Below are 25,411 nucleotides of genomic sequence, written 5' to 3'. Positions count from 1 at the left end.
TTTTAGGTAATTTTGCGGTAGCGAAAATATCGGATTTGAAAACGCTCTGTTTCCCAGATTGCCATAGTTAGTGCTTTTTTGGGCAAAGAATTAGCAAAAAAATGCTATCGGGAAATAATGAAAGAAAAAAGTAGATATTGACGATTTTTTTCAATGTTAAAAATATGTGTTCTGCATTGTTTTGGCAAAATAGCGATCGCTTGATTTCTCAATTACCAATACTGATTTATAAATGTCATAAGTAGTAACAATAATTGTTACTTATCCACCCTGCTTTTATCCCCAACACTAATTCATTTTCTCAAGGTGCAACTTAATTGCTACTGTCTTTGATAAGTATACAATTAATACGTGTATGGTACTGAAAACTACATTCTTAAGCGAAATAATACGTATTAATTAGATGAAGATGGTAGCAAAAACCCGAATTTTAGCTGCGAATTGTAATTTTTGTATGAATAATCAAACATCCACCCAACTACCCATACCCCCACACTTCAACCCCGAAACAGTGGGCGCAGTCTGGCGTGTCCCTTACCAACAACGCGCCGCAGCTGCACAAACATGGACAAAACAACACGAAATCAAACCCGCATCTGAAGATAAAACTCGGATTTGCTTACTTCTAATCGATGTGCAGAACACTTTTTGCATCCCCGAATTTGAATTATTTGTTGGAGGAAAATCTGGTAATGGTGCAGTAGATGATAATGTTCGTTTGTGTGAATTCATTTATCGTAACTTGGGAATAATTACAAAAATTATACCAACTCTAGATACCCATACAGCGATGCAAATTTTTCATCCTATTTTTTGGATGAATGCTGCTGGTGAACATCCAATTCCTGCTGGAACTAACATTACACCAGCAGATATTGAACAAAGAATTTGGCATGTAAATCCTAATGTCGCTTTTAGTCTAGGATTTGATTATGAGTTTTTAGAAAAATACGCTTACCACTACGTTAAACAGTTAACTCAAAATGGTAAATATCCCTTAACAGTATGGCCTTATCATTCTATTTTGGGTGGTATTGGTCATGCTTTGGTTTCTGCTGTGGAAGAAGCAATTTTTTTCCACTGTATTGCGCGTAATAGTCAAACGCAATTTGAGATTAAGGGTAATAATCCTTTAACAGAAAACTATTCTGTTTTAAGTCCAGAAGTTTTGGAAGATTTTGATTCTCGTCCTATTGCTCAAACTAATAAAAAGTTAATTCAGCAGTTATTAAACTTTGATGCTGTGATTATAGCTGGACAAGCAAAAAGTCACTGTGTCGCCTGGACAATCGATGATTTGTTAACAGAAATTCGGCAGGTAGATATGAAATTGGCGAAAAAAGTTTATCTGCTGGAAGATTGTACCTCTGCTGTTGTGGTTCCGGGTGTGGTGGATTACACAGAAGCAGCAGATAAGGCGTTTGAACGATTTGCTGATGCAGGAATGAAAATAGTTAAGTCTACCCAGTTAATCAGCTTTTTCTAACGCAGAGTAACGCAGAGAAAATATCTATTATTCCCTGGGTTAAAAAGCTATTGTGATGACTTCAAATGTTCTGCTGGGTCTTTAGCAACCCAACCCAAAGAAGAGTTAGAACGTATTTCAAAATGGAGATGGGGCTGAGTTATAGTTGGTTGTCCTGTTTTGCCGACGGTTCCTAGCAAGTCTCCCTGTTTAACTTGCTGACCAACGCCAACTTTGATACTTTCTAACTGGGCATAACGGCTTTGCAATCCGTTACCATGATTGATTATTACTAAGTTACCGTACGTACCACGATCGCCTGCAAAAACTACTGTCCCTGGTGCGATCGCTTTTACAGGTGTTCCGATAGCAGCTAACAAATCAATACCACTGTGAAAGAAGACTTCACCGTTATTTGGGTTAAGCTGCCAACCATAGGGAAATCCCACTTGAACTGCTGATGGTAAGGGATAGCCGTTTATTTGCACAGCAGGGGAGTTTCCACTAGAACTTGGGGATGTGGAGACATTCGCACGACTTAATGCTTGATTTGGTGTAGGGATAAATGCGATTTGAGATGGTGGTTTACAGCCATTCAACTCAAAAAGAGCATCAGCACGAACCTTGTACCTTTGTGCTAATTCTCGCCAAGTTTCACCACGAGCTACTTCCACCACAATCCCATCGTAGGGAGGGATGAGAATATTATTACCCGCACTCACTCTACCGTTTTTTAAAGTCGGATTCATGGTGATAATAGTATCAGGAGCTAAATTGTAGAGCTGGGCGATGCTCTGCAAGGTTTCGCCAGGGGCAACTCGATGGCGCTGGAAACGTTCCAGAGCTGGAGTTGGGCATTTAGCTACCTGTGCTAGTACAGGATTTGGGCGTGTGGATATGAGTCCCAAAGCAGAGATTAAGCTAGAGAAAATTCTTAGAAGTAGGCGATCGCGAACAGTCATGTATGTTAAGTGGAGCGAAATTAAAGTACTCAACGTCAACAGTTCGGGTATGGTGGGAGCATTCTTGCGATTCTAGCTAAATTTTATAGTTAGTTGGTTGTTGATTGTTAATAGTTGATTGTTGATTGGTATTAACCAGCAACTAACAACCACCAACGATTAACAAAAATCTACAATTTCACCGCTTTAATGATCAAAATTAATCTGTCCACTTGGCTGTTGCTTGACTACACTTAGAAATTAGCATCTGCATTGCTGTCCTTGAGTATAGTGATTATGAAGTTATCAAAGAAACAACTGGCCGTTTATTTTTCATTAGTTGTGGGCGGCGGCGTATTCGGCGGTAGTGCAGTGTTGCTAGCCAGTCCCTTTCTCCTGACACAGAGGCGTACATTTCAGGAGCTGAGGAATGTGACAATGGGCGCGCCGTCAGAAACAGTAGTTACCAATGCTTGGGGAAAAAGCATAGAAGTAACAGGGGGTGAGAGTGTTAATTTTATTGCTGCTGCCGTTCAAAAAACAGGACCAGCAGTCGTGCGAATTAATGCGACACGCAAAGTAGCAAATCCTATCTCAGAAGCTTTTAAAAATCCTCTCTTACGCCGATTTTTTGGCGAAGATGAAGAACCAATTCCACAGGAGAGAATTGAGCGTGGTACGGGTTCTGGTTTTATCCTAAGTAAGAATGGAGAGATTCTGACCAACGCTCATGTAGTAGCAAACACAGATACAGTACAAGTTACCCTCAAAGATGGCAGAACTTTTGAAGGCAAGGTAATGGGAGTTGATCCCATGACAGATGTAGCAGTGGTGAAAATTCCTGCCAAGCAATTACCTAACGTGAAATTGGGTAATTCACAAAATTTGATCCCCGGACAGTGGGCGATCGCGATTGGAAATCCTTTAGGTTTAGATAATACTGTTACTATCGGCATCATCAGCGCCACAGATCGCACCAGTTCCCAAGTTGGCGTACCAGATAAACGAGTTAGCTTTATCCAAACCGACGCCGCCATTAATCCTGGTAACTCTGGGGGCCCTTTATTAAATTCCCAAGGCGAGGTAATTGGAGTAAATACTGCAATTCGTGCTGATGCTCAAGGACTCGGTTTTGCCATTCCGATAGAAACCGCTGCGCGTATTGCTAATGAACTTTTCACCAAGGGGCGTGTGGAACATCCCTTTTTAGGGATCGAAATGGTAGACCTTTCTCCTACCAAAAAACAGCAAATCAATCAAGAAAACCGTCTCAACATCCAGCAAAATACTGGTATTGCCATCAAGGGAGTTCTAGACAAATCACCTGCACAGCGAGCAGGACTGCGCTCTGGAGATGTAATCCAAAAATTTAACGGCAAACCAGTCAAAACTGCTGCTCAAGTACAAAAATTGGTTGAATCTAGCAGTGTTGGAGACACTCTGCAAATTGAAGTTAACCGTGACGGCAAAATTCAAACTTTTCCAGTACAGTTAGGAGCCTATCCCCAAAAATAGCCATTAGTCCAGAGTCTAAAGTCTAGAGCCAAGAGTTTTTTACTACTGACCATTGGCAATTGACTCTTGACTAATGATTATTAGCCAAATGATCTAAATGCATCCGTTGTTCCATCTGGCGCAGGAAATAGCCGGTCATCATTGCTGATGCTAAAAGACCAGCAAGATTATCTCGATCTGTTGTAATTTGGACGTTGAAGTTTTCAGCAGGCAGCATCCCAACTAGCCCCTGGACATTTTGCGAAATGATTTGCTTGATTTCGGGGCTAACGGACTGAGCGACGCTGGCCAAAACTTCCGGGGGCTGATGTTGCAAGTATTTGAGCAACTGATTAGAGTGTTCCTCAAAATTGTCACTCAGATGCTGACGAGGGTGTTCTTCAAAATTGTCATTCAAAAAGTCAGGATCAAACACCATTGGCAATTTAAGTTTAGCGGAGTTGCTAATTCTACTCTAAACCATTGTATAGAGTTAAGACATATTTCCTCAGCTAGGAGTAGCAGTAAGAGTTGGTAGTTGATTGTTGATAGTTAGTGGTTAGTGGTTGGTGGTTGGCGGTTGTTCACTACCCCTCACACTCCCCACCGCCCCTAATCCCACAAAGTGGGGATCCCTAGCCCCTCATCACCCCAACCTACTCTGTCTCCGAGGCTGCTTCTAGTTTTAGCTCCAATTGTCGCTGCTGTTGTGAACTAGAAAATGGTGAGGGAAGTTGTTCGATTTGGAAATACTGATGAAATTTGGGTGTTACTTGTAATGAGTAGGAGCGAGAGTCGCTATCTCGGCGTTTCTTAACAAAACCAAGCTCAACTAATTCTTGCACGTGTTGATATGCTCCTGAGCCACGCAGGTTAATTAGGTCAGTTTGGAGCATAGGACTATTCAAGGCGATCGCTGCTAGAGTTCGCAATGCACCCACCCCCAATTCTACTGGTATCAGAGTTTGTACTAAATCTTGAAAATCAGACCGCAGTTGTAGGCAGTAGCCGTTTGGAGTTTCTACGACTTCTAGGGCAGTGTCTCGACGAGCATAGTCGTCAATCAGGTCAATAATACCTTCTTCGGCAGTAGCGCGATCGCACGCGGCATACTCAGCAATTTCGCTGATTGATAGGGGTTTGCCCTTCAAATAAAGAATTGCTTCTATTTTTGTCGCTGCATTCATTGATCAATAGTCACTAGTCAATAGCCAATAGTCAATAGTCAACAGCAAAGGACAACTGACAATTGACAACCGAACAAGGAAAGAATAAGTGTAAGGACTCTAATAGCACAATTTAAAACAAAAGTCAATGTGCTGGTTAGTGGTTAGTTGTTATTTGCCACTCCTCACACTCCCCACCACCCCATCTCCCCATCTCCCCATCTCCCGATCCCCGACCCTACTTCTGATCAAATCTAGTGTTGAGGATAAATTCAGCGATCGCTAAATCTTGTGGAGTTGTTACCTTCAAGTTTGTTTCCTCTCCTTGGACAATTTGCACTTGATAGCCGCATTTTTCAAACAAAGCGGCATCGTCTGTGACTTCCCAACCGTGAGCTACACCTTGGCTGTGACACTCTTTGAGCAGCTTAACATCAAAACCTTGGGGAGTTTGTGCTGCCCACAGCTGGCTTCGTTCTGGTGTACTCTGAATTATGCCATTTTCATCTACGACTTTGATAGTGTCTTTGACTGGCACAGCGGCTATTAAACCAAGACAATGACAAATTGCTTCAGCACATCTGTTGAGTAAATCTGGTGTAGCTAGACATCTAGCTCCATCATGAATCAAAACTTGTTCAGCATTAGCTGGTAAGGAAAGCAAGCCATTGTAAACAGATTCTTGGCGGCTGGAACCACCCTTAATTAATTTCACAGGTTTAGTTAACTGTAAATCAGCAATAATTTCCTTAAAGTCTTGCCAATCATGGGGTTGAGAGATAATTCCTATCCAACTAATCTGATCTGATGCTTGTGCAGCTAACAGCGTCCAAGCAATAATTGGTTGCGATCGCACTTGTAAGAGGAGTTTATTGCGATGACTCCCCATTCTTCGTCCGGTTCCGGCAGCTGGAATTAATAAATGCACAGAGTCCCTTAATCTTTAAAAAATGATGAACAATAAATTGTGAATGGTGAATTATAAATTATGAAATTTTCAGCATTCAGCATTCAGTATTCATTATTCTTACTTAGTCCCTATCTTCCCCTAAAATAGGGAGCGAGTAGGCGTACATTAAATATTATGCGAATAGTAGCCCTTGTCCCTGGTGGAATAAGCGACCAAATTTTATTCTTTCCGACACTAGACGACCTGAAGCGTAATTATCCTGACGCTCAGATAGATGTCGTTGTGGAACCCCGGTCAAAGGCTGCTTACCGGGTGAGCAAGTCAGTGAACGATGTACTGATGTTTGATTATAAAGACCGTAACAGCTTAGCTGATTGGGCTAACTTAGTAGGCATACTTCGCGATCGCGAATACGATGTTGCTATTGCCTTGACACAAAGCTTGTTAATGGGTCTTTTACTATGGTTGACTGGAATCCCCACACGTATTGGTTACAAAGGCAAGGGAGCAGCTTTTCTCACTAACACCGTACCTCTCAAGCAAGAACAATACGCTGCTGATGTGTATCACACTTTGCTGCAAGAGTTGGGCATTAAATCCCCTTGTCCACAGTTAGCTGTGAATGTACCTAAATTAGATATTGATTGGGCAGACAAAGAGCAGCTAAGGTTGGGAGTTAAAGAAACTGGTTATATTTTGATTCACAATGGTGTGAATGAGTTGCCAGCAAATCAAGGTCAAGATAGGACATATCCTGCTGAGAATTGGCTGGACATTATCCAAGATTGCCAGCAGAAGCAACCAGATATACCTGTGATGGTAGTTCAAGAACCAGGCCAACAAGAGTTTGTCGCTCAGCTCAAGCAGTCCATACCCGACATAAAAATTACTTCCCCAGATAATATGGGCAAGTTAGCGGCAATGATTGCAGGAGCCAATTTGTTGTTGTGTACAGATAGTGCGGCTATGCAGCTTGCTGTTGCTGTTCAGACTTACACTATTGCCTTGTTTGGTTCGACAGATCCAGCGAAGTTATTGCCCAAAAGCGAGAAGATTATTGCAATCAAATCCTCTACAGGCAAAATAGCAGATATTTCGCCCAAAACTATTTTGGAAAAAATCTGGGGTGGTTAGTACTGCTTGGGGTAAAGTCAAAAGTACACTCTTGAGTAGATGCACAGAGTGCGGTTCCCTGAAGGGTTGTCCTGATGAAAAATTTCACCTTTTGCCCTTAATTCCCAGAGGAAACCTGACTCTTCTCTTTAAATAAGGACAGAGGTATTTCAATAGGACGGGGTGACATCTTGATATTAATCCCATTTTGCCTGATCGTTGTGGGGATTTGAACCTCCTTTCTGCTTCTAGAAATAAATTTACAAGCAAAAAGGAGGTTTCATATTGTCTACCCTACTCTACTATTACAAAAGTGACTTTTGTAATACATGTATTTAGCTATTTTTGCATTCTTGTAAGTGAAATTACTTGAATAAAAGTGTTTTAAAATACTTACATTGTCTTAAAGTTTACGGTATAAGAGTTTAAATATGAGTAGTTATTAACTGCTTAACTGCTTAATAAAAAACTCTTAAAAGCAGTTCATTTTTATCAAGAGACTATATGAGGTATCTTAAATGTAAAGAAATTCATTCATCAACAATAAAGATTTAGACTAGAACAAATATCAATTTCTATTATCAGTTTTTGTCACTTGAGTTCAGCAAAACAGAAAATCCCCAGCTATTTAACGGTTATAGTTGCCAAAGTTGCCTAGTGTGATTAGCTTTTGGATGCATCTAATGCACTATTAACTGTGTTGCTTGACTTTGAATCTTGCTAACTAGCAAAAAATCCACCAAGAAAGTCATGAAATTTTCAAAGGGAAAACAAATGACGATTCAATTACATGGTTTTACTAGTAGTGCCAAACGTTACATTCAAGTGCAAAGCCAGCCCCATCATATTACTGGTATTTTGAGAAAAATGCTCTGCTTATGCGGAAGTAAGTATGAAAGTAAACTGATGGATACAGAAAGTACTTATTTTGAGTGTGAAGAAGATGGAACAATTACTTTTTACCAAGCACTCAATACTGATGAAGTGCAATCAGGAATTTGGACTTATCTAGTGTACGAATGTGCAGAAAGTGAAGAAAAGGTATTTCGAGATAAATTTATAGATACAAGTATTAATTATTTACAAAAATTGTTAGCTGGTCAAAAATTAGTTCAAGATGCTGTAGGTATTTATGAGTATCTTAAATATAAATTTTATGAAAGTGAATATTTAGATGTTATTCTTCCTTCGGATTGGGATAATATCACCGGTAAAGCAATAGCTAATCTGCTTTTGGAAGAATTTAAGGCGTTGAATTCTTCATCTCTGTTTGCAGAAAATATCGGCAAAAAATATATGAACACAGTTATAAATAAATTTATTCAACTAGGACGAGAAGTTTTGGAAACAGGTAGCACCATCACTGATTTTGAATTACGTCAATATGATGTATTGAAAAATATTAGAATTGGCGAAATTGCAAATTTAATTATAGAGCATAACGATTATCTTCTATGGCAATCATCCTTACCTAGCAAATCTAAAGCTGTGGAATATGCTTTCAGTGCTGCTCTAGATTTAATATGTAGAATTAATTAATTTGAATTCTATCAATATCAATTTTGATTTTTAACTTTAGTTTTTTACTTGATAAATAACTCTCTCTCAGGAAGTTGTTTTGCAATCCCGTCTTTGTAATTAAAACATTGTTAAAAAACTCTCGTCTAGCTCATATCCTAGCATTTGAGCCATTGATTGTAGACGTGATTTACTAGGTATGTTGTGTTGTTTTAGCCAGTCACTTAAAATAAAAATCTTATGCATCAAAAAGATTTCTAAAGCCTCAGGATTATACTGAATTCCCTCTTTGGAACTAAATTGATGCGGTACTAGCATAGCTGTGTAACGAGCGAATTCTCCTGTTTTCCAGTCTAGTAAAAATGGTAACCAAGGATAACGGGCGTCGAGGCGAACAAACCACAGCCGCACTTCTGGAATTTCTGGAAATTCTCGCGGATCGTCCTCTTGTTGGGAATAATTAATGTCAAAGCGTAACTGTTGTTCATAGGATGCGATCACCCCTTGTTGCAGTAATTGCTCAATTACCGTTGCTACAGGAGATAGATCCAAGCTATTAATGGAGTCAGAATTGAGAGCGATGGTAATAGTCATAATTAAATAATCTGAGAACTTTGACTCAAAAGTAACCTCGACAATTCAGACTACCAGCTTTGTGAGTTTAACGCTAGCAGGAGAAGGGAGACAAGGGGGAAAGATAACTCACATATCCTTCGTGTTCCTGCATCCTCAATCATTAAAAAATTCCTTTACTACAACCTGAGATAGATGTATAATTACTCATAAATAAAGAAGGGGAGTAGCTGCTGGCAAAACATTAGCCAGCCCATCTAAATCAACATACTGGTGATGAGCCTGGTTTAGATGACAATCAAGCAATAAGCTAGTTGGAAGCGAGACCTTCACTGAGTTCACACAAAAAATAAAGTGTGAAGTTCAGTGAGGTTTCGCTAGTCTCATTGAGCTTCACACACGGGTAAACGATTCGTCTGGAGCTTAAGAGAGTGCTAACAGCTTTCACCGCAGGTTTATTACTCATTACAGTTTCTGAGTTAGGTGATAAAACCTTTTTTATCGCCGTAATTTTGTCTATGCAGCATTCGCGGCGGCTTGTATTTGCGGGTGTTGTAGCAGCTTTAGCGGCGATGACAATACTGTCCGTAGGAGTTGGACAGGCAGTGTCCTTGCTGCCAAAGCTTTACATATATTATGCTGAAATTGTTTTGTTTATTGCCTTCGGTATTAAGCTGTTGTATGAAGGTAGTAAAATGTCTGCCGCAACCTGCGATACTGAAATTGTAGAAGAAGCAAAAACGGCAGTAGCTGAGGCAGAAAAGCAACTGAAAAATCAAAAAAGTATTTGGGCAATTTTACTAGAAGCTTTTGTATTGACATTTATGGCAGAGTGGGGCGATCGCACACAATTTGCCACCATTACTCTAGCAGCAGCAAATAATCCTGTGGGGGTAACAATAGGTGCAATTTTAGGACATGCCATTTGTGCAGCGATCGCTGTGATTGGTGGAAGAATGTTAGCAGGACGAATTTCGGAACGAACACTCACCATAGCAGGCGGATTCCTATTTATTTTATTTGGTATCGTCGCTGCTGTAGAAGGAGCGTGAAAGTTGGGGAACGGGGAGACAAGGGAGGACACGGGAGTTGTCTTCCTTGTCTTTTCCTCTTATCTAGGGTGTTGGTGCTGACGTCGCAGCAGGAGTGGGAGTCACAGACTCAGAACTTCTTTTATTGATTTCGTCTTTGTACTGAGCTGGTGCTAAAGCTGCGGCTTTATCAAATAAAGGTTTTGCTTCATCAGCTTTTCCTTGCTCTTTGATAACCATCGCTTTTGCCAAAACAGGTCGAAAATCATCAGGAGCTATATTAACTGCCTGATCATACAAAGATAAGGCTTGAGGATAGCGTTTTTGGCTAGCGTAAACATTACCCAACATCACTTGCACAGCAACAGTATCCACACTACCGGGTTCAATTTTATTTGCTTGACCGGATTTAGCAAGGGTATCTTGTAATAACCCAATTGCTGCTTCCGGGCGCTTTTGGTTGAGCAACAAAGCTACCATTCCTTGCAAAGCCTCAAGATTTCCTGGCTTGGTTTCCAAAATAGAGCGATAAGCCTGTGCAGCACCTTCCTTGTCGCCGATTTGTTGTTTGGCTTGTGCCAACAGCACGCCATACCTAGTTTGTTCCGGATTGAGCTTCGCTAATTTTTCTAGAGGTTCAATTACTGCTTTAATGTTACCCGCACCCAGACTTAGTAATTGCAAACGAGTTTCTAACAAGCCTCGCAGTGCTGTTTGATTTTCCGGTTCTCGCTGTAAAACTTGTTCATAACCTCTTGCTGCATCTTCCAATTTTGCTTTTTGATCTGAGGAAGACGAATTTCCTCTGCCGCTAGCGGAATTTGAGCTGGGCTGTTGCGTATCATTAAATGCGGCTATGATGGGAACCATAGACACCCCAACAAAAGCTATCACTGCCAACACTAAAACTACTTTGACTAACCAACGATTACGCGGCTGAGACACAAAACCGTCCTTAACTCTAATAAAACTATTGTTTACACAAATTGAGAAAATTAAAAAATTGGAAAAGTTTGCGGAATACCGCTAACAAACTGTGAACTTTATAACAAATAGCCATTTGTGATGCTTAAGCAAGAGATGACTTTAAGAGGAGACGCCTAAATTGTAGCTATGGTATGCTTCCGAAACTAGTGTAAAGACGCTAAATTACACATTTAGTATGTATGCGAAAAATCGCGTCTTTCAGTATCATAACAGGGCAAACGATGGTGGTTGTTTTAAAAGTAAATATACTTTGAGCAGCCGCACAAACGCTCTTCCCTGTTGCGTTAATAAAATCCCACAATGGGATGTGTCTCCGCCGCAAGGAGTTTTTATGAATTCCGACTTAATGCCGTCCCCTGAATCGTCAAATTCCACAGCTTCTGATGAAGCTAAACCTAGTCAAGAAGCAACTACTACTGATGTAGTAGCAGCCGAAGCATCTCAAAGTGAGACTTCGTCTGTAATGCCAAGCGAAACTGCTAATGATGGGAACTTAGGGAATCGACAGCAACCGATTCCACCTCCCAGCGAACCGATGCAGTATCGAGCGATTGGCTTAGTCCGAGGTCGTTACATTGCTAGCAGTGAACAATTTACCCAAGGTGTAATGTTGACCCCAGATGGCACTAAATTAGATACCGTGCTACTTGGCCGAATCATGAGTTTAGTCAAAAACCACCTCGATTTAGAGCAAGAGCATCTGTGGGTTGTTTATCCGCGCACACGTCAAGAAAATGACCAATTGCATCTTCAAATTGTAGGGGTATGGGAGCCAGAAAAACTGGCTAAAAGTTCCATAACCGAACAGCAGCAACAGTTGACCTTATCAGAGGAGGAAACAGCAAATCCTGATTCACCCGAGAATTTAGAGAAAACACCCCAAAATACCTCACCAGAACCGACACCATCATCAGAAATTTCAGACGGTGGTTTTTCTGTTCGTGGCGAAATAGTTTACCAGTCATACGACACAGAGAACTTGGTAATCAAGATTAAGCAATCTGCCCGTAAGCCAAATGATAAACCCAAGTATTTCAAATTGAAACTCAAGGGCAAGCTAGAAACCAAAGCAGTAGGAAAGTTTTGGGACTTGCAAGTCCAGCGACAAGGTGAATCTTTGGTTGTAGAAAAGGCGACATTTATCGCAGAATTACCCAGAAAACGTAGCAGTAAACCACAGTTCAAACGTGGAGCTAAAGGCGGGGGAAGCCGCCGTCCCAGCGGTAGAAAGCCCTATCCCCCAAGACGAAACGGAGAAGGTTCACCACGTCCAGTTAAAAAAGTGGGCGAATCTCCATCAGCATCGCCACCTCCCAGACCTATACCCAAAGGTTCTGTTCCCAAGCCTGTGAAACGACCGAAACCAACGCAGGAGTAAACAGATGGGGTGGTGGGGCGGTGGGGAGATGGGGAGAAAATTACACCCCATCTCCCTATCTCCCCATCTCTTGTTAAAATTCTGTCCACCGATCTTGGGGAAGAAAAGAGCGTTCCATTGAGATTTGGGCGACTGGTTCGGTAAGAGTAAAGGTACCTGCTTGAATCCATTGTTTTAACTCTTGGGCGACTTGTCGAGAGAAGAGTATGCTCACAACGGGCGCAACACGTACTGTTTTGCCTTCAATGATTATGCGTCCGGTTTTGAGTTGAGCGTAACTGACCAAGCCAAAGGTGGGGCGTACTCGCCGGGGAATGGAAAAGTCTACTATGGGTGCAACTAAGTCTTTGTCACTAACTGCACATTTGGCTACTACTTCCTCATTTAACACGGGAAATGGTACGCCTACACCCAACATTAAAGAAGGACCATAATGTTTGAAGTAACAACCCCGTACCCAACGAGTATCCATTTGCTTGGCATCACCAATTAAGGCTAAAGTTGCAGCCGGACCAATAGGTGTGCGATTGGGCAAGCGTTTTTGTAAGGGGAAATGCTGTGTTCCTTCCCATGCTACATAGCCAATACCCCCACCCAAGAAAATTCGTGTACCAATACCGACTAGTTGCAGATCAGGATCGTTGAACAGAGGGGAAATAGCACCAGGGTTAGAATACACTGCATTACTCAAACGCGGCTGTAGGGGACCTAAATAAGTAAAAAGTGGGCGATCGCCTCCATTCACTCCTACAATAAAATTTTGATAAAGATTTCTCGGATTAAATAAATAAAACTGATTAATAGTGTCACGGGTAATTGTTGTTTCAAAAGTAGCCCTGGGGTAACAATCTGTAACTTGTCCTTGAGCGCGTACGTGTACAGGTTTACCAGCAATCAAATCTTCAATTACATGACCGCCGCCTCGTTCTCGGACTTCTTCCCCCTCCATCACCTCTACAGCAGAACTTGCACCCAAGTATAAATCTACAGCACCAAAACCTGAATAGACTGGCACACCATCCAACCAACAGCGACGAATTTTGATTGGCGGATCAGTATGTCCCAGGTTAATAATTGCACCACTAGATTCCATTGGCTCAAAAGTGCCGGTAGTGATTACATCGACCTCCTTGGTAACTTTTGTCACGCCAACTTCTGCAACTCTGGTTTTTAATTCTTCAGCAGTTAACACCACCGCGCGTTTGCGGCTGATTTTTTCGTTAATTTCCGCAATTGTTCGCATATTTAAAGAGACTAGGGACTAGAGACTAGAGACTAGGAGAAGAAATGGCGATCGCTCTGACTCGTCGTCTAGTTGAAATTAGGTGGGTTATACCCACCCTAACTAACCAAAACGATTCCAAAAGGGCAGTATTTGTCTTATACCATTTCACATTCACAAAATAATTGATACAAATTCTTCTCCTTGTCCTCCTTGTCTCCTTGCTTGCGAAATGTATCAGACTTATAGTGAAACGGTATTACCCCTTATAACGCCCATAAATCATAACCATCTCCCTAAGACGGTTGCTGTATTCCTCAGTTAAGGCTTCACTTCGATAGCGCCAATCCCAATTGCCATCAGCTTTACTAGGGGTATTCATGCGAGCATCAGAACCCAAATTGAAGACATCTTGGAGGGGAATAATTGCCTGATGGGCAACAGAACTCATTGCCAATCGGATGAAATCCCAGGCAATGCCGTGGGGACCATTACAGCCAAGGTATTTTTGGACGCGATCGCGTTCATAATCAGAAGCATCTTGATAATACCAGCCAATGGTTGTATTGTTATCGTGGGTTCCAGTATAGATTACGCTGTTAGGAACTACATTAAATGGCAAGTAAGCATTGTTAGCATCGCTACCAAAGGCAAAATGGAGAATCTTCATTCCTGGAAATCCAAAATGATCTCTGAGATCCAACACTGGCTGATCGATGTAGCCTAAGTCTTCAGCAATAATCGGTAGGGTGCCTAACTCTTCACGAATTGTCTCAAACAAAGCATAGCCTGGTGCCTTTACCCATTTGCCATTGATCGCCGTTTCCTCTCCTGCTGGAACCGACCAATAAGATTCTAAACCTCGGAAATGATCAATCCGAATTAAATCTGCATGAGCGAGGTTTTCACGTACACGTCTGACCCACCAATGAAAACGAGTTGATTGTAAGTAATTCCAGTTGTAAATTGGATTTCCCCAGAGTTGACCCGTTGCTGAGAAATAATCTGGTGGAACCCCTGCGACTTCAGTAGCTTCTCCCGTTTCGGGATCGAGCATAAAGTTCTCTGGATGGGCCCAGACATCTGCACTATTATGGGCAACGTAAATGGGAATATCGCCAATAATCTGAATATTTTGTTCGTTAGCGTAGAGTTTAAGCTCAGACCACTGTCGAAAAAACTCGAACTGTAGAAATTTATGGAAAAATATCTCGTCTGTCAATTGCAGACGCCAATGTTCTAGTACCTCTGGTTTGCGCTTGCGCAGCTCTTCAGGCCACTCAGTCCAGGTTGTTGTTCCTTGCGTATCAAGCAAGGCCATAAACAGGGTGTAGTCTTCTAGCCAATTTGCTTTACCCCGACAAAAACCCTCAAACTCTTTCTGCTGTATTGGACTAGCCTTGTGTTTAAAGTTTTCACAAGCTTTCCGTAACACAGGTATTTTCCAAGCAATCACTTGCTCAAAGTCTATATGATCCAACGGAAAATCTGGAATATCGCGCAGATCATCTTCACTTAACAAGCCTTGATCTTTTAATACATCCGGACTAATCAGCAGGGGATTGCCTGCCATAGCAGAAAAACACATATAAGGTGAATTGCCAAAGCCCGTAGGCCCCAAGGGTAATATTTGCCACAATTGCTGCCCACTGCGAGCCAAAAAATCTACGAACTTATACGCCTCCAAACCCAAATCTCCGATACCATAGCGACCGGGAAAACTGGTTGGATGTAGCAAAATACCACTGGATCTAGGAAAAGGCATAAATATCCTGAACTATAGAGAGCAAAGATATCCACTGAATTTAGCATGGAACAGTTGTTGACTTTCAGTTATCTGGAAGACCAGATTTGCTGTCACAATTGATGTTTTATGAGTTATCAAAACCCTGTTCCGACTGTTGATATCATCATCGAATTGCTTGACCGACCTCATCGACCAATAGTGTTAATTGAGAGACATAATCCGCCATTAGGCTGGGCCATACCTGGTGGTTTTGTTGATTATGGGGAAACTGTGGAAACAGCAGCACGGCGTGAAGCCTTGGAAGAAACTGGTTTAGAGGTAGAGTTGATTGAGCAATTTCATGTTTATTCTGATCCGGCACGCGATCGCCGCAAACACACGATCAGTATAGTGTTTTTAGCAACGGCAAAAGGAGAACCAAAGGCGGGAGATGATGCCAAAGGCATAGAAATTTTTGAATCTTGGCGTGTACCGGAGAATTTGTGTTTTGATCACGATATAATTTTGCGAGATTATTGGCAGTATCGGCATTATAGGATACGTCCGAGGTAGGGATTGGGGAGATGGGGCAATGGGGTGATGGGGAGTATGAGGGGTGTGAGGAGTAAGTATTAAATAACTACTAACAACCAACTATCAACAACCAACTATCAACAGAAGAATTATGAGTAGAGAGATTATTCGTACAGAGAAAGCACCAGCACCAGTAGGCCCGTATAATCAGGCGATCGCTGCTGCTGGAAAGATGATATTTGTGGCTGGACAGATTGCACTTGATCCAAATACTGGTGCTATTGTCGGTGAAGGAGATGTCAAAAAACAAACCGAGCAGGTAATGGCTAATTTAGAAGCGATTTTATTAGCTGGAGGGACTAGTTTTGCTGATGTGGTGAGAACAACTGTATTTTTAACTGATATGAATGATTTTGCGGCGGTGAATGCCGTCTATGCAAAGTATTTTGATGAGGCGACAGCACCAGCACGGGCCTGTGTACAGGTATCACGTTTACCTAAGGATGTGTTGGTAGAGATTGATTGTATAGCGGTGGTTAGTAGTTAGTTATTGATGCTTCAGAATCAGTGAACACTTAAGATTTAACACTTAACAGTGAGTGTAAAATTCGCTCACTGCCAACTAATTACTGATAATTGAACGATACTGTCCCCACCTCACACGTAATGCGTTAGCCGCAGATTTTGCTACAGTTTTTAGTGGTATGACCAAGCTAATAATGATGCAATTAAAGATGGTAACAGGCAAAGACAAGCATAAAAACAAAGCCCGCACAAGCGGGCTATAGAAAAACAAACAGCTAACAATTGCTTAAGAAATAGTCTCAGTTACTACCTTTGTTGTTGCTGCTGGCGTCTTACATTCTCCCGATATTGGTCTAGTTGTTTCTTTTGTTGGGGAGTTAAAACAGCTTCCATTTGCTGTTGTGAAGACACCAAAATTTGCTGCAATTGGGTTTTTTGTTGTGGGGTAAAATCTAATGCAGCAAAAGCTTGTTGAGGAGGCTGACCTGATTGCATCGCAGTCTTGATTTGATCACGCTGCTTCTGTGTAAGCACCTTCTCAATACTATTACGAGCGTTAGCACGAATTTGAGCTATCTTTTGTTGTTGTTGCTGTGATAATTGTATACGGGGTGGTTGTAGTTGTTGGTTTGCTTGTGCAAGTTGTAATGGAACTTTTGGAGCGCTTTCTGCTTGCACAGAGCGCTGGGGCATGACTGTAAAACTGAGGGCTGCTGCTGCTGTGACTATCAGTGACAGATTTTTGAGTTTCATTTATTGCCTCGTGGATTTCTCCCTTTCGTTTTATTAATTATAGAAACTGATTGTCCATAACTACGTCCGTAATCTTCGCGCTTTCAGTAGAATCTCTTGTAAAGTCGTCTTGAAAAGAAGGCAGATGGCAGAGGGCAAAAGGGGGTAAGAATTTTCATAGCAAGGTTTATGCCAAAACAGGAGCGTGAATGACTATCTTGAAAATGGGTATTGGGGATTAACTTAACAGCAAACCTATCATCATGTTCCCTTAAATACTTATACTGTCCCGTGGGCTGGTAATAGGTAATGGGTAATCGGTGAGACTACTTGCCGTCTTTGCTTATGCCGGGATGGCAAAGTAGCGAACCCGAAGGGTAATGGGAAAAACCAATGACCAACACCGAAGCATTATATTGTAAGCAATTAGCTGAACTTGATATTACTTGAGCTTTGAGCCAAGAAATAAATTTCTTAGCGGACGAAAAAGTAGGTGCAAGTCTAAGTCTACGTTAATTTTTCATCTCCTCGTTGTGGGCAATTGCCCGTGGGGGTATAGAAAAGGGTAAAACCTCCCAGATTCATCTGTAGAACTAATCTAAAATCCAGAATCCAAAATCGAATGAGCACTCCACAAACTTGTCGTAATTATATTAATGGTCAATGGCTAACCGCTGTTGCGGGAGCTACTTTAGAAAGCCGCAATCCTGCTAACAAGCGTGAAGTCATTGCTACTTTTCCCCGTTCTACTGGCACTGACGTAGAAGCAGCAGTGGTTGCTGCCCGTCAAGCTTACCAAATTTGGCGGTTAGTTCCCGCCCCAGCCAGAGCAGAATATGTTTTTAAAGTCGGGGAACTTTTAAGTAAGTACAAAGAAGAACTGGCACAGTTAATCTGTCGGGAAATGGGTAAACCCATAGCAGAAGCACGGGGAGATGTACAAGAAGGTATTGACTGTGCTTTTTATAGCGCAGCCGAAGGGCGACGCTTGTTTGGACAAACCACACCATCAGAAATGCCCAACAAATTCGCTATGACAGTACGGATGCCCATCGGAGTCTGCGCCCTCATTACTCCCTGGAACTTTCCTATCGCTATTCCCTGCTGGAAAGCCATGCCAGCTTTAGTCTGCGGTAACACTGTTATTTTTAAACCAGCAGAAGATACCCCCGCCTGTGCTACAAAACTAGTGGAAATTTTTGCCGAGGCAGGTTTACCACCAGGAGTCATGAACCTAGTACATGGCGTGGGTGAAGAGGTTGGAAAAGCTCTAGTTGCTCATCCTCATGTAGATTTGGTGTCTTTTACAGGTTCTTCTGAAACAGGTGCAGAGGTTGGTTCCATCTGTGGACAGACTCACAAACGCGTCTGTCTAGAAATGGGTGGTAAGAATGCTCAAATAGTCATGGAAGATGCAGACTTAGAACTAGCCCTAGATGGCGCAGTTTGGGGAGCATTTGGTACAGCCGGTCAACGCTGCACTGCTACTAGTCGTCTGATTCTGCATCAAGACATCAAAGAAAAATTTACTGCTATGCTCAAAGAGCGTACCAGCAAATTACGTCTGGGTGCTGGTAGTGATCCAAACACACAAGTCGGACCAATCATCAACGAAAGACAACTGCAACGAATCAGCCAATATCTAGATATTGCTCGTGCAGAAGGAGCAAAGGTATTAATAGGTGGAAAAATAGCAACAGAAGGGGAACTAGAAAACGGCTACTTCTTTCAACCAACAATCCTTGACGAAGTAACGCCGCAAATGCGAGTTGCTCAAGAAGAAATATTTGGGCCAGTAGTAGCATTAATAAAAGTTAATAGCTTTGAGGAGGCGATATCAATCCTCAACAACACCAAATACGGTCTTTCTTCCTCAATTTATACCCGTGATATCAACCGTGCCTTTACAGCCATGCGCGATATCGAAGCGGGAATCACCTACATCAATGGCCCTACCATCGGTGCAGAGGTACATTTGCCCTTTGGCGGCGTCAAACAAACAGGTAACGGACACCGAGAAGCCGGAACTACCACCTTGGATGTTTTCACAGAATGGAAGACAGTTTATGTAGATTTTTCTGGTAGCTTGCAAAGAGCACAGATTGACAATCGGAAATAGTACTGACTTGAAAATGGGTGTGGGGGTGTAGTTGTTTTATAACCATTAGTATTAATGTTTGATATGAGTTAAAACTGTGACAAAAATTTTTTTAAATCGTAGACGCGCTCATCGGCTTCAAGGTAGAGTACGCGGAGGGCATCGGTGCAGGGTACACCGATGCACACAGATGATCACAGATAGATTATTGGTATTCTTTTAGATCTTAATGTTAGGTGAGTTCGACGTAAAAGATAATTTAAGTTTCGCTAAACCTAAATAGCGGATACCTATAGGTGAGATTTCAAAACGACAAGGTAGAACTTCTAAACCTAAGGATATTGCTTGCCGTAACAATTTTCCATATACTGGATCGGCGCTATCACCAGGGGCAAAATCTTCACAATCTCCCCGATTAATGAAGTAAAGCATCACTGCCCGATTTTGGGGAAGGAGTGCCATTAATTCTCGCAGATGTTTTTGTCCTCTTGTTGTTTCTGTGTCGGGAAATAGGGCGAGTTTGTCCTGGGCCCAAGTAGTGTTTTTTACTTCTAAATAAATCGGACGATGATAATCTGTGATTAGCAATTTACTGTCTTCTCGTGATGATGCTTCAGATAAAATTGTTTTATCTACGTCGATTAGTAATGAATTTGCTTGTTGGGTTACTGTTGCGGTTGCAGATAGAAAAAAATCTACTCGGCTTTTTTTATCTTGTCCGTAGATGACTTCACCACGAATTTGACTATATTTACCCAACTGGGGGAAAAGATTTTTTTCTAATGCTAATTTAATAACGCGATTAGGCAAACTTGTATTAACGCCTACCCAAGTTGGTTCATTATCATGCACTTGAATTAATTCCCAGGTGTAGGCTAATTTACGGTTAGGATTCTCACTTTTAGAAAGCTGCACTGCATTACCAGGGATACACACTCCTGTCATTGGTCCTGTATTTGGACAATGTGCTGTCACTACCTCTCCAGAAGCAAGTTCAATATCAGCAAAAAAGCGTTTATAGCGTCTGAGTAAAATACCAGGGTATAAAGTTGGGTAATAGTAAAGGTAGTCGGTAGTCATTAGCTAGTAGTTAGTAGTTATATGAATGATGATTTTTACAATAGGGGATTGGCTAGAGCAAAGCAAAAAGATTATGCTGGAGCGATCGCGGAATTTACTCGTGCTATTGAGATCAACCCTCACTTTGCTGATGCTTTCTGCCAACGGGGTTTAGCATACTATGATTCTGGCGAAATTCTCTTGGCTGTTTCTGATTATACGGAAGCTCTACAACTAAATACTGAAAGTGTTGAGGCTTATTATTGTCGCGCTTTGGCAAGAGTGGCGCTGAAAAATTTCCCGGGGGCGCTTGCAGATGCGAACCAGGTTATTCGTCTCAATCGCAATCATGCTGCGGCTTATAATTTACGGGGGATTATATACCGCAAAATGGGCCGTGTCCATGATGCGATCGCTAACTTTAAGTTAGCTGCGGATTTATATCTACAGCAAAAGGATAAAGATAACTGTCGTCTGTGTTTGGAAAAAATTAAACAACTGCAACCTAAACAAAATCTGACTGTGGTTCAGCAACGCCCTACCCCAACTAAACCGATTATGTCGCCACAGGAATATTTCACTCAGTTGTTGGAAAAGGCAGAAAAGGGGGATACTCGCCAAGCTTTAGAAGATTTAAACTGGGTGTTGCAAGTCGATCCGCAAGATGCACAAGCTTATTGCTGTCGTGGGGTGGTACGTTATAAACAGGGAAACTATCGTGAAGCGATCGCAGATTTTAACCAAGCGCTACAACTCAATTTTCAAGATGCGATTGTCTATCGCAACCGAGGAAGGACGCGTTTTCAGCTAGGAGATCATCAAGGAGCGATCACAGATTTTAACCAAGCACTGCAAATAAAACCTGAGGATGCCCTGCTTTATATTGCCAGAGGTAATGTTTACCGAGCAATGGGTAATTATGTCAGTGCGGTAACTGACTATACTAAAGCTCTACAAATTAACCCTGATGATCCTCAAGCCTATTACAATCGCGGTCTTGCTTATGCCCACATGGAAGAAATGCAACGTGCCATAGCAGATTATCAGCAAGCAGCAAGTATATTTTGTGAAAAAGAAGACTGGAAAAATTACGAACACGTCGTTGAAAGTCTCAAAAAAATCCAGTCTCCAAGCATTGAATCTAAGCAAACTCAGTATAACATGCTACGGCAACGCTTATTGAGACTGGTCGGAGGATATTGGGAAATAGCCCAGAGGTTAATTGATCAAGCCAAGAGATACTATCCTGGAATGTCAGAAGAATGGTACATGGAAAAAGTGATTGATGATTTGGAACGCGATCGCGGTTGAATCATTGAACTGAGGTTGCTAATCCCAACACTCAAACTTTAGTACTTTGGCTCACTACAACTATTTGCTACGTCTGGTCACACCCGTAAATTGTAAATTCGGCGTTGCATAAAATGGGGATGTAGACGCGTAGCGGCTTCCCGCAGGGTGTAATGAACCGCCATAGACGCGCTCAAGCGGCTTCCCGTAGGGTAGATGCCAAGAACGCCAACAATTGAGTTTTTCAATTAAAAGAGAAAATAAAATCATCCCGCTTTCTCTGCAACGCCGTAAATTCATATTTTGATTCAGCAACGCCTAAAATTAAGAGGTGAGTAGAACAGTTAACAGTAAGTAATAGAATTTGCAAACTGATAACTGATAACTGAAAATAATGCTGTAATTATGCTGATTGCAAAAGCCGCTAAAAATATACAAGCTGTTTCTGTTACAGTCCCTTCTGCAACAGAAAAGCCTAATCAAGGAACCTCTGTTAAGCAAACAAATGACAATATCGGCTTGTTTGCAGTAGTTTTCATTAGTTCTTTAATCTTGGGTTTTATTTTAGGAAAATATCAGTCCAATAGGTATAAAAAGCAGCGTGAACAGCAAATGACTCAGATCCTCAAAGAATTTGAAAACTTGAAAAATCAACAAAAGATGATCTCTAATACTGAGGAACAGATTGGTATTGAAAGGAAAAAGCAAATTGAAATGTTAGAAAGGATATGGAATAAGCTTGAATAGGAATTATTCTGTTGGTTGACTTAGCGCCAAAATGGCTTGCCATTCATCTTCAGAAAGTGGTTGCACAGAAAACTGCATATCAAAGCAATCACTAGCAGTAGTGAGCAAAACTGCAATAATCTTTTCCATGCTCAAATTTTGCGGAATTTGCAGACAACTAAATGACTCACTGCCAAATACTTCGGCAAATAATTCTACATCTGGTTGCAAACGCATTGAACCATGTTGCAAGATAGCCTTACCACGTCGTAACTGGGCGCTACCAATGAGTTTATAACCATCTTTTGTGATTAAATCTGCACCAGTAGTAGTACCGAAACAGTTTGGGTTGTGGATGTAACCCCGACCAGCGCTACCGTAGTGTAAATCTATGCCAAGCTGACGCCATCCTTGAATTAAAAACTCACAAATTTTTTGGTACGCTTCAATGCGATTACCACTGAGTCCAGATGTGACGACAGCGTAAGTTAAATCACCTTGGTGCAAAACTGCCCGTCCGCCAGTGGGACGCCTTACCAAATCTACTTTTTGACCTTGCCAAGTTAAATTCTGCCAATGTTGAGGATACTTGTGTTGATGATAGCCAAGGGAAATAGCGACTGGCGACCATGTATAAAATCGCAAAGAAGGGGGATGCTGTCCCGATAAGTGCTTTTCTAATAACCAATGATCAATAGCCATCTGCATATTGCCACTGGCTTCTAGTAAAGGAATTAGTCGCCAAATCTGCTTGTTATGCATTTATACAGCAAATCCCCATATAATTACTTAAGCTATACTAAATTCTGAGTGTAAAGTTTCGTCGTTAGTATCGGCGATTGTTGCCACAACAGTGATCAGGCGTGAGACTTCGCTAGCAGACAACTCTGCTAATGTGCGCGTAGCCAGTACAACTACTTGATTTTCAATAATGCCAAAACGAGACTCAAAAGTACTAGAGCAGTTCATTTCCAATAATTGCCGCATTAGTTTAGGTTCATCTTTAGCAGGTAGCTTTAGTACGGGAGACCACACTGTGATCGTATCCTCATCTGTTGTCCCAGTAAGCTGGACAAAAACTTCTACACTGCCATAAGTAAATTTCCAGAGATAATTACCCTCTGGAGACTGGCTAACCATAGCACTGTCATTTTGTTCCAGCGAATCAATCACGTTTTCAATTACTTCTACATGGTTGATCGTTGCGGTATCTGTGACCAATTCATTGATCAGTTCTTCAGTTGCGATCGCTTCCGGATTTGGTTGGTAAGTTGCCATACAGATTTTTCCTCAAGTTTATGAATCACCCACCCCTACTTTATACCTTGGCAGCACAGAGGTGGAAAATTTACCCCACCCTAACCCTCCCCTTCCACAAACAGCAGAATTTTTCCGCAGACTGATGCTAATTAGCACTATTAGGTCTAATCTAGTACAGGCGAACTATTTAGATGAGTGAATGTCTGACTTAATTCTGTTTTGGCATCGTCGCGATTTACGCATTTCTGATAATACCGGGCTTGCCACCGCACGACAACGTAGTGCAAAAGTTGTCGGTGTATTTTGCCTTGATCCAAATATTCTGGAACGGGATGATGTCGCCCCTGTGCGAGTGACTTATATGATTGGTTGTTTGCAAGCACTACAAAAACGATATGCACAAGCTGGTAGCCAGTTATTGATACTCCACGCTCATCCGACACAAGCAATTCCAGCACTGGCGGTGGCATTAGGTGCAAAGGCTGTATTCTGGAATTGGGATGTAGAACCCTATTCTCAAGAACGCGATCGCACTATAATATCTGCACTCAAAGAAAAAGGTATTGAGTTCCTGGAAAATAACTGGGATCAAGTATTGCACGCACCAGAAGATATTCGCACTGGTTCCAATCAACCCTACACTGTTTACACACCCTTTTGGAAAAATTGGATTAGCAAACCAAAGGCAGAACCAGTAGCAACTCTAGAAAATGCTGAGGGTTTAACAGAAAAAGAAAAAGAAATTGCTAAAAGTGCTGGAGTTATTGCACTACCCTCAGCTAAAGATTTAGGATTTGTCTGGGATGGAGAATTAATTATTGCCCCAGGAGAACAAGCAGCACAAGAACGCTTAGAAGAATTTTGCGATCGCGCGATTAACGAATATCAAGAACAGCGAAATTTCCCAGCAGTTGACGGTACATCTCGCTTGAGTGCAGCATTAAAATTTGGTGCGATCGGCATTCGCAGAGTTTGGCAAGCTACACAACAAGTCTGGGAAAACAGTCGCAGCGAAGAAACACAAAGCAATATCCGTACTTGGCAACAAGAATTAGCATGGCGGGAATTTTATCAACACGCTATGTACAATTTTCCCGAATTAGCAGCGGGTGCTTACCGCGACGCCTTCAAAAATTTTCCTTGGGAGATTAACCACGAACATTTCCAAGCTTGGTGTGAGGGTAAAACTGGTTATCCTATCGTTGATGCAGCAATGCGTCAGATGAATGAAATTGGCTGGATGCACAATCGTTGTCGGATGATTGTTGCCAGTTTCTTGACTAAAGATTTGCTCATTAATCCCCAAATGGGGGAAAGATACTTCATGCAGAAACTAATTGATGGTGATTTATCTGCAAATAATGGTGGTTGGCAATGGAGTGCTTCTAGTGGTATGGATCCCAAACCAGTACGTATTTTTAACCCCGCCAGTCAAGCACAAAAGTTTGATCCAGAAGCTGAATATATTCGGCAATGGGTTCCTGAGTTGCGTTCGTTTGATACCGAGTATTTAGTTACTGGTAAAATTACACCTTTAGAACGTCAGGCTGTTGGTTATCCTGCTCCAATTGTGGATCATAAACTACAGCAAAAGATGTTTAAAGAACGTTATCAACAGCAAAAAGTTCAGCCTTTAGGATAAAGGACACCCCTCTCCGTGGGT

General features: G+C 41.7%; 25 protein-coding genes. 12 read left to right on the top strand and 13 right to left on the bottom strand.

All coding sequences use genetic code 11. The features are described from left to right. The first annotated feature begins 454 nt into the window (after positions 1-454). Positions 455-1,486: a cysteine hydrolase family protein gene (locus tag UYK_RS0111010; RefSeq protein WP_026086438.1), complete on the top strand. Its 1,032-nt coding sequence runs from the start codon at positions 455-457 to the stop codon at positions 1,484-1,486. Between the two features lie 47 nt (positions 1,487-1,533). On the opposite strand, the gene UYK_RS0111005 is transcribed toward UYK_RS0111010, so the two are convergent. Further along, entirely contained in the window at positions 1,534-2,427 is an 894-nt protein-coding gene (locus UYK_RS0111005; RefSeq protein ID WP_009459430.1) for a LysM peptidoglycan-binding domain-containing M23 family metallopeptidase, read from the bottom strand. 276 nt (positions 2,428-2,703) lie between these two features. Between UYK_RS0111005 and UYK_RS0111000 the strand changes: the two genes are divergently transcribed. Further along, on the top strand, positions 2,704-3,921 hold the full coding sequence (locus UYK_RS0111000; RefSeq protein ID WP_009459431.1) for an HhoA/HhoB/HtrA family serine endopeptidase: 1,218 nt from the start codon (positions 2,704-2,706) through the stop codon (positions 3,919-3,921). A gap of 70 nt (positions 3,922-3,991) precedes the next feature. On the opposite strand, the gene UYK_RS0110995 is transcribed toward UYK_RS0111000, so the two are convergent. From UYK_RS0110995 to ispD, 3 genes are all read right to left on the bottom strand, one after another. Continuing rightward, positions 3,992-4,339 (bottom strand): DUF760 domain-containing protein, encoded by a 348-nt coding sequence (locus UYK_RS0110995; RefSeq protein ID WP_009459432.1) that lies wholly within the window; start codon positions 4,337-4,339, stop codon positions 3,992-3,994. 217 nt (positions 4,340-4,556) lie between these two features. Beyond that, positions 4,557-5,087, bottom strand: coding sequence for an SMC-Scp complex subunit ScpB (gene scpB, locus UYK_RS0110990; RefSeq protein ID WP_009459433.1), 531 nt, complete (start codon positions 5,085-5,087; stop codon positions 4,557-4,559). Positions 5,088-5,304: 217 nt separating this feature from the next. After that, entirely contained in the window at positions 5,305-5,994 is a 690-nt protein-coding gene (gene ispD / locus UYK_RS0110985) for a 2-C-methyl-D-erythritol 4-phosphate cytidylyltransferase (RefSeq protein ID WP_009459434.1), read from the bottom strand. Positions 5,995-6,150: 156 nt separating this feature from the next. Here ispD and UYK_RS0110980 point away from each other — a divergent pair, with 156 nt between their 5' ends. Next, complete coding sequence (locus tag UYK_RS0110980; RefSeq protein WP_009459435.1) at positions 6,151-7,110, top strand: glycosyltransferase family 9 protein; 960 nt, start codon at positions 6,151-6,153, stop codon at positions 7,108-7,110. A 753-nt stretch (positions 7,111-7,863) separates the two neighbouring features. Further along, on the top strand, positions 7,864-8,628 hold the full coding sequence (locus UYK_RS0110975; RefSeq protein ID WP_009459436.1) for a hypothetical protein: 765 nt from the start codon (positions 7,864-7,866) through the stop codon (positions 8,626-8,628). A 99-nt stretch (positions 8,629-8,727) separates the two neighbouring features. Here UYK_RS0110975 and UYK_RS0110970 read toward each other — a convergent pair whose 3' ends face one another. Next, positions 8,728-9,201: a CRR6 family NdhI maturation factor gene (locus UYK_RS0110970; RefSeq protein ID WP_016871401.1), complete on the bottom strand. Its 474-nt coding sequence runs from the start codon at positions 9,199-9,201 to the stop codon at positions 8,728-8,730. A gap of 410 nt (positions 9,202-9,611) precedes the next feature. On the opposite strand from UYK_RS0110970, the gene UYK_RS0110965 reads away from it, so the two are divergent. Next, the gene (locus UYK_RS0110965; RefSeq protein WP_009459440.1) at positions 9,612-10,232 is read left to right on the top strand and encodes a TMEM165/GDT1 family protein; all 621 of its coding nucleotides are present in this window, start codon (positions 9,612-9,614) and stop codon (positions 10,230-10,232) included. Between the two features lie 63 nt (positions 10,233-10,295). Here the strand turns inward: UYK_RS0110965 and UYK_RS0110960 are convergent, their stop codons facing one another. Then, complete coding sequence (locus tag UYK_RS0110960; RefSeq protein WP_009459442.1) at positions 10,296-11,156, bottom strand: tetratricopeptide repeat protein; 861 nt, start codon at positions 11,154-11,156, stop codon at positions 10,296-10,298. Positions 11,157-11,529: 373 nt separating this feature from the next. On the opposite strand from UYK_RS0110960, the gene UYK_RS0110955 reads away from it, so the two are divergent. Further along, a complete protein-coding gene (locus tag UYK_RS0110955; protein ID WP_026086437.1) occupies positions 11,530-12,576 on the top strand; it encodes a hypothetical protein in 1,047 nt (348 codons plus the stop codon). A 73-nt stretch (positions 12,577-12,649) separates the two neighbouring features. Here the strand turns inward: UYK_RS0110955 and UYK_RS0110950 are convergent, their stop codons facing one another. After that, positions 12,650-13,819, bottom strand: a complete 1,170-nt coding sequence (locus UYK_RS0110950) for a homocysteine biosynthesis protein (RefSeq protein ID WP_009459447.1) — start codon at positions 13,817-13,819, stop codon at positions 12,650-12,652. Between the two features lie 238 nt (positions 13,820-14,057). Next, positions 14,058-15,563, bottom strand: a complete 1,506-nt coding sequence (gene malQ / locus UYK_RS0110945) for a 4-alpha-glucanotransferase (protein WP_009459448.1) — start codon at positions 15,561-15,563, stop codon at positions 14,058-14,060. A 108-nt stretch (positions 15,564-15,671) separates the two neighbouring features. Between malQ and UYK_RS0110940 the strand changes: the two genes are divergently transcribed. Together UYK_RS0110940 and UYK_RS0110935 are read left to right on the top strand one after the other, a co-directional pair. Then, positions 15,672-16,097: an NUDIX domain-containing protein gene (locus UYK_RS0110940; RefSeq protein WP_009459450.1), complete on the top strand. Its 426-nt coding sequence runs from the start codon at positions 15,672-15,674 to the stop codon at positions 16,095-16,097. A gap of 112 nt (positions 16,098-16,209) precedes the next feature. Further along, positions 16,210-16,605, top strand: coding sequence for a RidA family protein (locus UYK_RS0110935; RefSeq protein ID WP_009459452.1), 396 nt, complete (start codon positions 16,210-16,212; stop codon positions 16,603-16,605). 284 nt (positions 16,606-16,889) lie between these two features. On the opposite strand, the gene UYK_RS0110930 is transcribed toward UYK_RS0110935, so the two are convergent. Then, positions 16,890-17,336, bottom strand: coding sequence for a hypothetical protein (locus tag UYK_RS0110930; protein WP_016871399.1), 447 nt, complete (start codon positions 17,334-17,336; stop codon positions 16,890-16,892). A 601-nt stretch (positions 17,337-17,937) separates the two neighbouring features. Here UYK_RS0110930 and UYK_RS0110925 point away from each other — a divergent pair. Then, positions 17,938-19,434, top strand: a complete 1,497-nt coding sequence (locus UYK_RS0110925) for an aldehyde dehydrogenase family protein (protein WP_009459454.1) — start codon at positions 17,938-17,940, stop codon at positions 19,432-19,434. Positions 19,435-19,632: 198 nt separating this feature from the next. On the opposite strand, the gene sfsA is transcribed toward UYK_RS0110925, so the two are convergent. Continuing rightward, a complete protein-coding gene (gene sfsA, locus UYK_RS0110920) occupies positions 19,633-20,493 on the bottom strand; it encodes a DNA/RNA nuclease SfsA (RefSeq protein WP_009459455.1) in 861 nt (286 codons plus the stop codon). A gap of 21 nt (positions 20,494-20,514) precedes the next feature. Here sfsA and UYK_RS0110915 point away from each other — a divergent pair, with 21 nt between their 5' ends. Then, positions 20,515-21,783 (top strand): tetratricopeptide repeat protein, encoded by a 1,269-nt coding sequence (locus UYK_RS0110915; protein WP_009459456.1) that lies wholly within the window; start codon positions 20,515-20,517, stop codon positions 21,781-21,783. Positions 21,784-21,843: 60 nt separating this feature from the next. Here UYK_RS0110915 and UYK_RS26970 read toward each other — a convergent pair whose 3' ends face one another. Further along, positions 21,844-22,062 (bottom strand): hypothetical protein, encoded by a 219-nt coding sequence (locus UYK_RS26970; protein WP_208431875.1) that lies wholly within the window; start codon positions 22,060-22,062, stop codon positions 21,844-21,846. A gap of 105 nt (positions 22,063-22,167) precedes the next feature. On the opposite strand from UYK_RS26970, the gene UYK_RS0110910 reads away from it, so the two are divergent. Further along, positions 22,168-22,509: a hypothetical protein gene (locus UYK_RS0110910; RefSeq protein WP_009459457.1), complete on the top strand. Its 342-nt coding sequence runs from the start codon at positions 22,168-22,170 to the stop codon at positions 22,507-22,509. Positions 22,510-22,512: 3 nt separating this feature from the next. Here UYK_RS0110910 and UYK_RS0110905 read toward each other — a convergent pair whose 3' ends face one another. Both UYK_RS0110905 and UYK_RS0110900 read right to left on the bottom strand, forming a co-directional pair. Continuing rightward, positions 22,513-23,250, bottom strand: coding sequence for a lipoate--protein ligase family protein (locus UYK_RS0110905; protein WP_009459458.1), 738 nt, complete (start codon positions 23,248-23,250; stop codon positions 22,513-22,515). 27 nt (positions 23,251-23,277) lie between these two features. After that, a complete protein-coding gene (locus UYK_RS0110900) occupies positions 23,278-23,766 on the bottom strand; it encodes a YbjN domain-containing protein (protein ID WP_009459471.1) in 489 nt (162 codons plus the stop codon). A 181-nt stretch (positions 23,767-23,947) separates the two neighbouring features. Here UYK_RS0110900 and UYK_RS0110895 point away from each other — a divergent pair, with 181 nt between their 5' ends. After that, positions 23,948-25,390, top strand: coding sequence for a deoxyribodipyrimidine photo-lyase, 8-HDF type (locus tag UYK_RS0110895; RefSeq protein ID WP_009459473.1), 1,443 nt, complete (start codon positions 23,948-23,950; stop codon positions 25,388-25,390). Positions 25,391-25,411: the final 21 nt, after the last annotated feature.

Origin of the sequence: Fischerella thermalis PCC 7521 (assembly GCF_000317225.1) — a bacterium.
Taxonomy (GTDB): Bacteria; Cyanobacteriota; Cyanobacteriia; order Cyanobacteriales; family Nostocaceae; genus Fischerella; species Fischerella thermalis.
The sequence above is the reverse complement of the archived record's forward strand: the minus strand, read 5'-3'. Positions and strand labels throughout refer to the sequence as shown.

Coding starts and splice junctions, on each gene's coding strand:
- UYK_RS0110905 (WP_009459458.1), bottom strand. CDS start 23,250: ATGCATAACAAGCAGATTTGGCGACTAATTCCTTTACTAGAAGCCAGT.
- UYK_RS0110910 (WP_009459457.1), top strand. CDS start 22,168: ATGCTGATTGCAAAAGCCGCTAAAAATATACAAGCTGTTTCTGTTACA.
- UYK_RS0110940 (WP_009459450.1), top strand. CDS start 15,672: ATGAGTTATCAAAACCCTGTTCCGACTGTTGATATCATCATCGAATTG.
- UYK_RS0110980 (WP_009459435.1), top strand. CDS start 6,151: ATGCGAATAGTAGCCCTTGTCCCTGGTGGAATAAGCGACCAAATTTTA.
- UYK_RS0111005 (WP_009459430.1), bottom strand. CDS start 2,427: ATGACTGTTCGCGATCGCCTACTTCTAAGAATTTTCTCTAGCTTAATC.
- UYK_RS0110930 (WP_016871399.1), bottom strand. CDS start 17,336: ATGAAACTCAAAAATCTGTCACTGATAGTCACAGCAGCAGCAGCCCTC.
- UYK_RS0111000 (WP_009459431.1), top strand. CDS start 2,704: ATGAAGTTATCAAAGAAACAACTGGCCGTTTATTTTTCATTAGTTGTG.
- malQ (WP_009459448.1), bottom strand. CDS start 15,563: ATGCCTTTTCCTAGATCCAGTGGTATTTTGCTACATCCAACCAGTTTT.
- sfsA (WP_009459455.1), bottom strand. CDS start 20,493: ATGACTACCGACTACCTTTACTATTACCCAACTTTATACCCTGGTATT.
- UYK_RS0110935 (WP_009459452.1), top strand. CDS start 16,210: ATGAGTAGAGAGATTATTCGTACAGAGAAAGCACCAGCACCAGTAGGC.
- UYK_RS0110995 (WP_009459432.1), bottom strand. CDS start 4,339: ATGGTGTTTGATCCTGACTTTTTGAATGACAATTTTGAAGAACACCCT.
- scpB (WP_009459433.1), bottom strand. CDS start 5,087: ATGAATGCAGCGACAAAAATAGAAGCAATTCTTTATTTGAAGGGCAAA.
- UYK_RS0110975 (WP_009459436.1), top strand. CDS start 7,864: ATGACGATTCAATTACATGGTTTTACTAGTAGTGCCAAACGTTACATT.
- UYK_RS0110950 (WP_009459447.1), bottom strand. CDS start 13,819: ATGCGAACAATTGCGGAAATTAACGAAAAAATCAGCCGCAAACGCGCG.
- UYK_RS0110895 (WP_009459473.1), top strand. CDS start 23,948: ATGTCTGACTTAATTCTGTTTTGGCATCGTCGCGATTTACGCATTTCT.
- UYK_RS0110925 (WP_009459454.1), top strand. CDS start 17,938: ATGAGCACTCCACAAACTTGTCGTAATTATATTAATGGTCAATGGCTA.
- UYK_RS0111010 (WP_026086438.1), top strand. CDS start 455: ATGAATAATCAAACATCCACCCAACTACCCATACCCCCACACTTCAAC.
- UYK_RS0110915 (WP_009459456.1), top strand. CDS start 20,515: ATGAATGATGATTTTTACAATAGGGGATTGGCTAGAGCAAAGCAAAAA.
- UYK_RS0110970 (WP_016871401.1), bottom strand. CDS start 9,201: ATGACTATTACCATCGCTCTCAATTCTGACTCCATTAATAGCTTGGAT.
- UYK_RS0110900 (WP_009459471.1), bottom strand. CDS start 23,766: ATGGCAACTTACCAACCAAATCCGGAAGCGATCGCAACTGAAGAACTG.
- UYK_RS0110955 (WP_026086437.1), top strand. CDS start 11,530: ATGAATTCCGACTTAATGCCGTCCCCTGAATCGTCAAATTCCACAGCT.
- UYK_RS26970 (WP_208431875.1), bottom strand. CDS start 22,062: ATGAATTTACGGCGTTGCAGAGAAAGCGGGATGATTTTATTTTCTCTT.